Origin of the sequence: Sphingorhabdus sp., assembly GCF_046596595.1 — a bacterium.
Lineage (GTDB): Bacteria > Pseudomonadota > Alphaproteobacteria > Sphingomonadales > Sphingomonadaceae > Sphingorhabdus_B.
The window spans coordinates 1-10,821 of sequence record NZ_JBKJMB010000085.1 but is presented as its reverse complement, the minus strand read 5'-3'; the positions used below and the strand labels follow the sequence as shown (position 1 = coordinate 10,821).

Here is a 10,821-nt window from a genome sequence, read left to right as displayed (position 1 = left end):
TTCGAAACTTCGACGGAAAATGACCGTTGCCGACACAAGATATTCTCCGTCGGTGAAACTGAACCAGATTCGTTATCCCGCGTCGAATTCTATGATACGGTTTGCACCGATTTTGTGATCGAAACGGAAGCGGTTATATCTGTGGGTGAATTCATCGAAATCTATCATTCAGACGAGAGCTTTAGGACAGCCGTTATCCTCTGGATAAGCAGGCCGTTCGCGGGTTGCAGTTTCATAGCGGCGCAAAGTCCGGATCTGACAAAATTCCAACCAATGTCAGATGGGAATATTTGCTCTGCCGAGTCTGTCCTAAAGCTGATAGACGCTCCACTATCTGAGGACACAGGGGAAGATCAACCCCCACGCGTTTCGTCAGAAAACCTGCCCATTGGTATGCGGATTTGGATAATAATCGGATCATCTCTGCTGTTATGGGGCGTCATAAGTGGGCTGGTATTTTGGATGTCAATTTAAGGCTACATGCCCTGGTATCCCGCAAGTTTGGCTCAGTGTTGTACGACACTGTAGAGCGCAATTTCGTTGCCAAACGGCATCCATATGTTCAGCGTAAAACAAATAACATCTTAAAGGTGCCAAGCAGTGGATGACCCCCGTGAACAGAAATCGCAGAAATCTGGAAATCTTGGGTCCGCCCAAATCGCCCGGGCTGCGGTAATCGTCATTACAATTGTGGGTGCTGCGTGGCTGATGATTGAACTCACTCAACTGTTACTGCTCGTTTTCGCATCAATCACTATCGCGGCAATTTTCGATGTGCTGGCTGGCGGGATCCGGCGCAAGACTGGAATGAGCCGGAATTTTGCGCTCTCGATATCAGTCCTCTCGCTGATTCTGTTATTTGTCGGTGCTTTTGCACTGTTCGGGACACAAATTGCAGGTGAGTTTGCGACACTCCAAAAGACATTGCCGACCGCCTTGCGAGGCTTTGAAGAGTTTCTCGACCGATATGGACTTGGCGATCAGGCGCGAAATTTGATCAGCAGCGGTTCGAATGATGCATCGGCGCTGGTTGCCCGGGCCGGGGGATACGCCATCGCAGCAGGCAGTGGTTTAGCGGATTTTGTCTTGGTTCTCGTCGGTGCAATCTTTCTGGCAAGCAACCCGGACGTATATCGCCGGGGACTGTTATTGCTGTTGCCTGCAGAGGCCGAAGTATCTGTTGGAGAGACATTGGACGAAGCCAGACACGGTCTTACGGGCTGGATGTTGGGCCAAGCCATATCGTCGGTGGTGGTTGGCGCGCTGACTTGGGCGGGTCTTGGTTTTCTCGGGGTTCCTGCCTCTGGCGGTTTGGCGATTGTCGCAGGGCTACTTGATGTTATTCCAATGGTTGGTCCGATCATTGCAGGCGTGCCTGCTGTCCTATTGGCTTTCACAGTCTCGCCGATGGCAGCCCTTTGGACGCTACTGCTGTTTCTGGTAATTCAGCAGCTTCAGGGCAACCTCCTTCAGCCTATGATCCAAAAGCGCGCTGTTGATGTGCCACCCGCCGTTCTCCTATTTGCGGTATTCGCCTTTGGCGTGTTGTTCGGGTTTTTGGGGATATTGCTTGCCGCCCCATTGACTGTTGTGGTGTTTGTCGCAGTGCGACGTCTTTACGTTGTGGGCATGCTCGGGAAGGACGTCATCAAGCGTGATACTGATGGAGATTGATCGATCGGTGGACAGACCGTTGCTGGTGCCTTCGAAACTCAGGATAGCGAAACAACGTTGCATGACGTCGAGGTGACGTCTGATCCGGAGGTGCCCACGATGAGAATGATATAAGGAATGACCTGAAGTGATAAGCGAATGGCAAAGCTCCATTTCTAACGCCGATGCGGCTGATTGGGTAAACGTAGCTGTCAATCTGTTCGCAACTGTCATGTCGATTTGGGCCGCGAAGCAGGCCCGAATAAGGCTTGCGCCACGCGAAGAATTTTTTTGGCGCCTCACCGCCGGTCTATTGGTTTTTTTGGCCGTGAATGAATTGCTGGATTTACAAACATTGCTAACCGCAATTGGTCGGCAAAATGCAATTCAAAATGGTTGGTATGGCGAACACCGAAAGGCACAATATTGGTTCATCATCGGATTATCAGTCGCTGCAGCCATCGCCGCAATATTAATGCTGTGGTTGACCCGGCGCACACATATCACGGTCCGCTTGGCCATCGTTGGGTTGGGCATGATTGGTCTTTTTGTTCTTTTGCGCGCGGCATCATTTCATCATTTTGACGAAGATCTTGTGCGAGGACATCCAGTTTTTTATTGGGGGGCGATACAGGAATATTTGGGCACCATGCTCGTGGCGAGTGCGGCTGCTGTCTATGCAACCCTAAATCAAACACGCTCAAAACAGAAATAGCTTCACTGTGCGCAATGGTTGCATTGCCAGATGGCGTGTGAGATGTGCAACAAGCTAGGCGGATGAGGGACCGTATAATGCGATTGAGCGTGGGCATTACAGGCCATCGAGCTAATAATCTTGCCTACAGCGACAACGCTTCGGGGATAGAGGGCGCCTTAGAAATCGTATTCGCTGCCATTGATTCATCCAAGATTGAAGAATTAAAGCCGCGACTGCATGCGCTTCTTGCCCTTGGCACGGACCTTATGGCGGTCGAGATAGCCCTGCGTAGAGGCTGGCAAGTGACTGCTCCTTTGCCATTTGGCAAGGGTTTGAACGCTGCTATCAACGCCCAGCCGCAGACCGTTGAAGATGCCCGCAACATGTTGCAGGGTTTGACCGCATCCGATCCTGTAGTTGCGGCCAACGCCAAACGGATTAGCGATCTTGCGTCCCGCGCGACTTGTTTTGAGCTTGCTGAACGCGATGCAAGAATGACCCAGATGTTTCTGGACTCCTTGCAGTTGCCAATATCCCCTGATGCAGTTCTTGGCTTTTCGGTGTCAGCGTCCGACCGCGCCGCTTTGGCCGGACAGGCCATGATCGATCAAATAGACTTGCTCATTGCGGTGTGGGATGGCCATAGTCCCGGACCAGTCGGTGGCACGAAGCATACGATAGCGCGGACGCTCGAAATGGGCATCCGCGTGCTTTGGATTAATGCCAGCAATCCCGTTGAATGGCGCTTGTTCGATGCCATAGAGGCGCTCGCAAGCCGATGGCAATTACCACTGTTAAAGGATGCCGAGGCTGTCGAAACGATTGTTGGGTCTCTAGTGCCGCATGATGAAAGCAGCACCGGAGCTGCGCTTTTGGACGCGCATTCTCCACCTACGAGAAGCCGGAAACGTTTCCACGCCTATAGGAGAATTGAGGCAATATTCGGGAGTGGTATGTCAGGCGCTTTTGGATCTCTCACTCAGCGATATTCGCCTGAGGACGAGGTCGTGTCCAATGACGCTGCTTCTCTTTTGAATTCGGCAAAAACCCTGGCTACATCTGACAGCAACCTGATTGCCAAGACCGAGACAGAAATTGTCCGCCGCTTCGCACGGGCTGATACGATTGCGACCTATCTGTCGGATGCATATCGTGGGGGTATGGTCGCAAATTTGCTGCTGGCGGCCTTTGCCGTCATTGGAGGAATTGCGTATCTGCCTTTTTTTGACGCTGCGCTAAAATGGCCCTTCGCGCTGTTCGAATTTGCACTGCTCGCTACGATCCTGCTCGTCATCGTGATTGGCCGGAGACGCGACTGGCATGGACGTTGGTTTCAAACCAGGCGCGTTGCTGAATATCTGCGCCATGCGCCGTTCATGCTGCTTTTGGGCGTTGCCCGGCCAACTGGGTCTTGGCCGCGCAGTTCCGACACAGACTGGCCCGAGGATTACGTATGCTCCATTCTGCGTGAAATTGGTCTGCCAAACGCGGTAATTGATCAGGCAACATTGCGGATCGCGCTGGAAAACTGGATCGGGCAGCATGTGTCGGCGCAACGCAGGTACCATCTGGCAAAGGCAATTCGGCTCGAACGCATCAATCACCGGCTGGAGCGTATTTCTGAATATTTATTTTTGCTGGCTATGCTGACTGTGGCTTTCTACCTCGGGACTGAAGCTGCGGCCGCGGCCGGGATGTTGCCGACGCAAGATGTTCGGCACGCTTCAAAGCTGTTCACTTTCTTGGGTGTGGCATTGCCGACCCTTGGCGGTGCGCTCGCTGGTATTCACTATTTTGCCGATTTTGGACGCTTTGCCGCTATCTCGGAATCAACGGCACATCGGTTGGAGGCCATCGAACGGCGTACAGCCACTTTACTTTCGGCTCCTGATGACGAACTGGATTATGGCAGAGTCGCGAACATCGCGCGTGCCGTTGACGAAATTGTCGTGTCCGAAATTGAGCATTGGCAGGATGTGTTCGGAGGAAAACATATCTCTGTCCCGGTGTAATGACGTGCGCGCGCGGAACGCGGATTTGGTCGGTTTACAGCATGCTTGACTTATTATTCCGGCAAGCGCCTACTTGCTAAATACTGTGATTATTGGAGGGCGGGGGATGTCCAACCTATCTAAGTGTGTTGCCGTGCTGCTGGCGCTGCTGACCCAACCAGACAATGCGGCTCAGGCGCAAGACAATGCAGCGGAACCCGCGCAGTCGGATGGCGATGCGGTTGACCCAGGCAGTCAGGAAGATGCCGGTGACACGGAATATTATGTCGTTGAAGACAGCGATGACATCTGGCCGGATGATGTCGTTTCACCAGACGAATTGCCTGTCGACGCTACCGAGCCGTATGCTGAAGGCAATCCCGGCGAAGCTAAATTGCGCGCTCCTCCCGGCTTGCCGCTGGTTGAGGCACGCCCCACAACCGGGACCCTGGTTCCCCGGTCATTGGGCGGCGTCCGGGTCGCCGATGCTGCTGCCCCGTGGCAAGCGCAAATATATTATCCAAAGGTGGCTGATGTATGGAAACCTCAGCTTGCCGCTGGCGAGGAACCTTGGGTATTGCAGCATTTTTGCGGCGGTGCACTTGTTGCGCCAAACTGGGTGTTAACCGCCGCGCATTGTATCGATGATGGCATGATGCGCGAAGGCTACCGCGTGCGTCTCGGACAAGAGCGCATTGACCTTGAGGGCGGGTGGACGTTCAAAATTGATAAGGTTATCCGTCATCCCGAGTATATTGCGTTTAAGGGTGGCGACATTGCATTGATCCACATCATCAAGGACCAACAGCAAGCAGACCCGCCGCAAACGCAGGTTCGCCCGATAATGCTTTTCAGGGGTGCCGATGCTGCGCCTTCGGAAGCTGTGACGGCCTTCGGCTGGGGCCGTGTTGCCAATAGCGGAAATCGCAGCAATGCCATCATGTTGAAAGTTGCCCTCAATATCGTTATTCGTCCCGAATGCGTCAAAGCCCGTGTAGGTTTGATCGACACACGCGTTGTTTGTGCCGCCGCACCGGGGCGTAAAACCTGCACCAATGACAGCGGAGGGCCACTCGTTAATACATCTAACCAGCTGGTCGGTATCGTAAGCGGGGGAGGCAAATCATGTGCCAATGATGGCGTACCCGGTGTCTATACCCGTGTTGGAGCCTATTTGCCTTGGATTACGCAAGTCACGGGAGGAGCAGTGCGTTAATCCAATAATCAATGGCGCATGCGGCTAGCGAAATCAGTTGTCGGCTGCTCGAAATTTCCGATTTTCGTCTGCGCTGCCGATGAATGAAAATCGATGGTGCATTTAGAATATAGCGGGCGGGCGGGTGCAATCACACCGCCCGCGCGCTGAATTTGTTATTGCCCGACCTTGATACCGCCAGTGTGTTCCGCTCCTGCTTCGCCGGGTGAACCTGCCTCATCAGTAGCGGCGGTTGCGGCTTCGTCGGCTTTCGCAGCGTCCGCAGCCTCAGGAACTTCAGCCACAGGCGCTGCTTCGGTCGTTGCAGCTGGCATTTCCGTCGTTTCAGGCGCTGCGGCCTCTTCCTTGGCGGCAGGCTGGCAAGCACTCAGTGTAATGATGGCCGCCAGAGTAGCAGCTATACTGGTCAATTTTTGCATTGGTCTTCTCCCCCTCATTCAGAGAGCGTGAGTTAATCAAATCCCATCGATTTAAGCAACTCAATAAAATCTGGCCGCGCGCGCAATGGCGCGAGCATCGGATCATATCGTCCGGCAATCAATCCGGCATCGCGCTGGACGCGGGCGCGCTGCAATGCAACCATCGCCTCGCCGGGCTTTCCCCATTGCGCCCAAACCTGACCTTGTTGGTAAAAGGAGACTGTATCTGTGTCGTTAGAAAGTTCAGTCATGGCAGACTGGGCACTGGCGCGGTCCCCTAACCGATGTTGGGCGATAGCGACCCCGGCCATTTTCGACCATTTATGTGTATCTGCCTGAAAAGCGGCTAACGCGTCGCGGTTTTTGTTTTGGGCCAGCAAGACCATGCCAATCCGACTATGGGTGTCGGGCAAGTTTGGACTCAGCTCAAGGGCTTCTTGGATGGCAGTGATTGCTTCAGGATATCTTTTTGCCGCAAAATGGACAGTTCCCAGAATACGGTAAATGAGCGCATTTAACGGGTCCAGCAGGACCGCCCGATTGATAGCGGGCAACGCCTCGTCATGTCGGCCAGTGGAGGCACAAAATGCCGCAAAACGCGCAAGCACCGGTGCATCTCCGTCACCTAGTTCGCGAGAAAGATCAAATGGAGCCCGCGCAGACTTTGCATCAAACTGCCCTTGAAACAATATAAGCGCCAGTGCTGAATGCGCATCGGCAAGGCGTGGCGTGAGGTCAATAGCGCGCCGGGCAGATTCAATGGCTGCACCGTTATACGCTTTAATCTCGGTTGCACTGCCGTAGCTCGCCGCCACCGAAGCAAGCGCGTTTGCGCGGCCAGCATAAGCCAAAGCAAATTGCGGGTCCGTTGCAATTGCAGCGTCGAATTGTGCGACGCCTTGGCGTTCTTCTGCTTCGTTTCCCGCGTGGGCATATAGGTCTTTGCCGCGCAGATAGTGATCAAAGGCGACGACATTGTTTGTTCCACCAATCAGCATTCGGGCGGCTCCCGCAGACCCGATCCGGTTGCTCAGCTCTGCTGCAATGGCGCGTCCGATTTCTCGTTGAACCGCTAATATATCCCCCATGCTCTGGTCAAAGGTGCGGCTAGCCCGGCTCACTCCGGTAGAACCGTCAATGACGCTAATGTTTACGCTTAATCGATTGGCCACAATCTGCACCGCGCCGTCGATCAAGAGGCCTACGCCTAGCTTTTTCGCAAAGGCAACCGCATCGTCCTTGCCCCGAACAAAGACTTCCGACGAGGCTTGGCCAATGACTTGAAGCGCGCCATTTTGGGAGAGCGTCGCGCGTATGGTGTTCGCAAGTCCCTCTGAGACATATTGGTGACTGGGATCGCCGCCAATATTATCAAATGGCAGCACGGCGAGGCGGTTAGCGATTTTGTTGTTGCCAAAAAACCCTGCACGCCATGTTGCATATCCGCCGATGGCAAGCAGTGCGACTGATCCTGCGCCAATCATTGTGCGACGGTCAATGCCGGGTGCTGAAGGAACGGGTCTGGGAAGCACACGTCCTGATTGGTCGCCATGCATGGCCGCGATGGCTCGGACCATTCGCGCAATGCCGACGTCATTTGCGTTCATCTTTGATTTTGAAAGGTCAATCACCTGAAACTGGCCAAAGCCAAGCGGCGGCGACGAGCCGTCAAGTGATAAAGGAACGAGGACGCGGCGGTCGCGGCCACGCGTGGCCTCATCATGCACCCAGTGCGACTGCGCCGACGTTTTTGACCAAAGGACAACGACCGCCCTCGCGCGGTCAAGCGCGTCCTCTGTGGTGCGCGAAAATCTCTCTCCACCCTCCAACAAGCCGTCCCACCAGACGGAAAATCCCGCTTGCTCAATCAGCCGGATAATGGGAAGAGCGCGCGCTTGGTCATCCCGCGCATAGCTAAAAAATATCGTTGAAGGGCCGGGATTAACGGTTTTGTCTCGCGGGTCGCTATCCATCACGTCCTGCTTGTCCCCTAACGCTCAGGCCCGCTGGACCGCAAGCTGAAGCGCACGATTTTGTCACATATTTTTGGGTCAGTTACAATGATCGTTTTTTGCGCTCCATCTGGGCTAACAGCTTGTGTACTAGGGAGGATACTCCCTAATGTCATAAGCAGAAGGTTTGGGGAGCCGGTTACATTTGGTGCAGCGTGGGAATTCCGATGGATTTGATAAATATTTTGGAACAGCTCCAAGGCGTGATCGGCATATCGATTGTGCTGCTGCTGGCGTGGGCGCTGTCCGAGGATCGTACCGCCCGCCCAAGCTGGCTATGGATATTGGGCGCCCTTTTTTTGCAGATAGGCATCGCACTTGCTGTGACGCGGGTTCCTATTATCTGGACCCTGGTTGGCTATGTGAATGATGCGGTGTCATCGATCGAGAAGGCCACTTTGGTGGGATCAAGTTATATGTTCGGCTATACCGGCGGCGCCCCGATCCCGTTCATGCTGAAACCCGGTGTAGAACCGCCAGTCATCGTAGCATTTCAGATATTGCCTTTAATTATCGTTTTTTCCGCGCTCTCGGCTTTGTTGTGGCATTGGGGCGTGCTGCGGGCCGCTGTCCGCGGCCTGTCATGGGCATTGCAGAAAACATTAGGCGTCAGCGGCGTGGTTGGCCTTGGCGGCGGTGCAACGATGTTTCTTGGGGTCGTTGAGTCCCCACTCGTCCTCAGGGCTTGGTTCGAACGGATGAGCAGGTCGGAACTGTTTATGATCATGGTACTGATCATGGCCACGATTTCAGGCGCAATACTTGTCCTTTATGCGACCACGCTGTCAAAGACAGTTCCCAATGCCGTGGGCCACATGATTGTAGCCTCCCTGATTTCGCTACCTGCCGCCGTTTTAATTGCGCGCCTGATGGTACCCGGAGACGGAACAATAAGCGCAGACATCGCCGAACCGGATTTGAAGTATGAGAGCAGCATGGATGCCATCATCAGGGGAACCATGGAGGGGGTGACGCTGGTCCTGGCGGTCATTGGTATCATCATCGTCGTGTTTGCGCTCGTCAATCTGACCGACCAGATGCTGGCGTGGTTGCCTTATATTGAGGGCCAGCCGCTGACCCTGAAACGCGCGTTCGGTTGGCTGTTTGCGCCACTTATGTGGAGCATCGGTATTCCGTGGGATCAGGCACCCAATGCTGGTGCATTGATGGGTACAAAGACCATTTTGAATGAATATGTTGCCTATCTTGATCTGGCGGCTTTGCCAGCCGATACCTTCGACGCGCGCAGCAAATTGATTATCACTTATGCGCTCTGCGGGGTAGCAAATCTGGCGAGCGTCGGCTTGCTGGTTTCTACTATAGCTACTTTGGCCCCAGCGCGAAGGGCGGAAGTCTCAAAGCTTGGCATGAAAAGCTGGGTTGCCGGCAATATGGCTTCCTTGATGACTGGAGCGGTGATTGGTGTAGTGACCCTGGTCTGATGTCTTTCGATGCAATCTTCGCCCACAAGTGCTACAGGGTAAATGCAAAAAAGAGCGCAGTAGCTGCGGCCATTACGAAAGTTGCAAACCATCCCATCACCGTCGCCATTGGCGAAAGGGTTAGGCGCCCCATAGCACGTTTATTACGGACTATCAGCATCATCATCGCCATCAAAGGTGCCGCCAGTACCCCGTTGACCACAGCCGCCCAATAAAGTGCGCGAACAGGGTCTATTGCGACGGACGTGAGGGCAGCCCCTGCAAGCGTCGTCAGGGCAATAGTTGCATAGAACAGCCGGGCCTTCAGCGGTTTGGCATCGAGGCTACCTGCCTTGCCCACCATTTCGGTCACGGCGTATGCGGCGGATCCCGCCAATATTGGAACGGCCAACAATCCAGTTCCGATGATACCGAGTGCAAACATGGCAAAAGCAAACGAGCCAGCAATCGGGCGCAGGGCTTCGGCAGCTTGCGATGATGTCTCGATATCTGTGATACCATTTGCATTTAATGTTGCGGCGGTTGCGAACACAATTGCGAGTGAAACGATCGAACTGAATGCCATCCCGACAAGCGTATCTGTGCGAATGCGCTTAAGCTCAGGTCCTGCGTCACGCGGCGCAATGCATAATGGTTTTGCATGGTGGCGATGCTGTTCTTCAATTTCTTGGCCCGCTTGCCAGAAAAATAAATACGGACTGATTGTTGTGCCAAGAATGGCAACCATCGCAGTGGCATATGCGGCATTCCATTGCAGTTCGGGAACGACCAATGCTGTCAAAGCTCGGCCCCACGGTACACCCGCAACAACGACAACACCGACATATGCGAAAAGTGAAAGCGTCGTCCATTTAAGTATCGACGCATAGCGCGGATAACTCAAAGTGACCTCCAACACGATGCACAGGACACCGAATAGCAACGTATAAAATGCTGCGTTACCGCCGATCAGCAAAACCAATGCGGCCCCCATTGCGCTGAGATCGGCACCAAGATTGATGACATTTGCAACCAACAGCAGCGATACCATCGTCCATAGCAGCGGGCGTGGATAATGGCGGCGTAGATTTTGAGCGATGCCGCCCCCGGTCACACGGCCGATTTCCGCGGCCACTTGCTGAATCACCACCATTAGAGGAAAACTAAGGACAAATGTCCAAGCAAGTCCGTACCCGAATTGTGCGCCAATTTGGCTATGCGTGCCGATACCGCTGGGGTCATCATCGGCCGCACCCGTGATCAGCCCGGGTCCGAGCGTCCGAAAAAAACGCGCTCGGATTGATTGAGCCTGTGGCTTTTCAGGCACCGCATTACTGGTTTGCGGCGTATGCGGGCTATCGTTCATGATCTAGGTTGTACCACAGGCACAAGCGAGGCAAGCTGGAAGATAA

General features: G+C 54.1%; 8 protein-coding genes. 5 read left to right on the top strand and 3 right to left on the bottom strand.

Going from position 1 to position 10,821, the window contains the following annotated elements; translation table 11 throughout:
* The first annotated feature begins 600 nt into the window (after positions 1–600).
* From ACLL9E_RS08145 to ACLL9E_RS08130, 4 genes are all read left to right on the top strand, one after another.
* Positions 601–1,674, top strand: a complete 1,074-nt coding sequence (locus tag ACLL9E_RS08145; protein ID WP_411291239.1) for an AI-2E family transporter — start codon at positions 601–603, stop codon at positions 1,672–1,674.
* Between the two features lie 127 nt (positions 1,675–1,801).
* Entirely contained in the window at positions 1,802–2,368 is a 567-nt protein-coding gene (locus ACLL9E_RS08140; protein WP_411291238.1) for a hypothetical protein, read from the top strand.
* A gap of 77 nt (positions 2,369–2,445) precedes the next feature.
* Positions 2,446–4,362, top strand: coding sequence for a hypothetical protein (locus tag ACLL9E_RS08135; RefSeq protein ID WP_411291237.1), 1,917 nt, complete (start codon positions 2,446–2,448; stop codon positions 4,360–4,362).
* A 106-nt stretch (positions 4,363–4,468) separates the two neighbouring features.
* Complete coding sequence (locus ACLL9E_RS08130) at positions 4,469–5,557, top strand: S1 family peptidase (RefSeq protein ID WP_411291236.1); 1,089 nt, start codon at positions 4,469–4,471, stop codon at positions 5,555–5,557.
* Positions 5,558–5,712: 155 nt separating this feature from the next.
* On the opposite strand, the gene ACLL9E_RS08125 is transcribed toward ACLL9E_RS08130, so the two are convergent.
* Both ACLL9E_RS08125 and ACLL9E_RS08120 read right to left on the bottom strand, forming a co-directional pair.
* Complete coding sequence (locus tag ACLL9E_RS08125; protein WP_411291235.1) at positions 5,713–5,976, bottom strand: hypothetical protein; 264 nt, start codon at positions 5,974–5,976, stop codon at positions 5,713–5,715.
* A 32-nt stretch (positions 5,977–6,008) separates the two neighbouring features.
* Entirely contained in the window at positions 6,009–7,949 is a 1,941-nt protein-coding gene (locus ACLL9E_RS08120) for a TIR domain-containing protein (protein WP_411291240.1), read from the bottom strand.
* Positions 7,950–8,155: 206 nt separating this feature from the next.
* On the opposite strand from ACLL9E_RS08120, the gene ACLL9E_RS08115 reads away from it, so the two are divergent.
* Positions 8,156–9,430: a NupC/NupG family nucleoside CNT transporter gene (locus ACLL9E_RS08115; protein ID WP_411291234.1), complete on the top strand. Its 1,275-nt coding sequence runs from the start codon at positions 8,156–8,158 to the stop codon at positions 9,428–9,430.
* Between the two features lie 31 nt (positions 9,431–9,461).
* Here ACLL9E_RS08115 and ACLL9E_RS08110 read toward each other — a convergent pair whose 3' ends face one another.
* On the bottom strand, positions 9,462–10,775 hold the full coding sequence (locus tag ACLL9E_RS08110; protein WP_411291233.1) for an NRAMP family divalent metal transporter: 1,314 nt from the start codon (positions 10,773–10,775) through the stop codon (positions 9,462–9,464).
* Between the last annotated feature and the right edge of the window lie 46 nt (positions 10,776–10,821).

Coding starts and splice junctions, on each gene's coding strand:
- ACLL9E_RS08135 (WP_411291237.1), top strand. CDS start 2,446: ATGCGATTGAGCGTGGGCATTACAGGCCATCGAGCTAATAATCTTGCC.
- ACLL9E_RS08130 (WP_411291236.1), top strand. CDS start 4,469: ATGTCCAACCTATCTAAGTGTGTTGCCGTGCTGCTGGCGCTGCTGACC.
- ACLL9E_RS08125 (WP_411291235.1), bottom strand. CDS start 5,976: ATGCAAAAATTGACCAGTATAGCTGCTACTCTGGCGGCCATCATTACA.
- ACLL9E_RS08120 (WP_411291240.1), bottom strand. CDS start 7,949: ATGGATAGCGACCCGCGAGACAAAACCGTTAATCCCGGCCCTTCAACG.
- ACLL9E_RS08115 (WP_411291234.1), top strand. CDS start 8,156: ATGGATTTGATAAATATTTTGGAACAGCTCCAAGGCGTGATCGGCATA.
- ACLL9E_RS08110 (WP_411291233.1), bottom strand. CDS start 10,775: ATGAACGATAGCCCGCATACGCCGCAAACCAGTAATGCGGTGCCTGAA.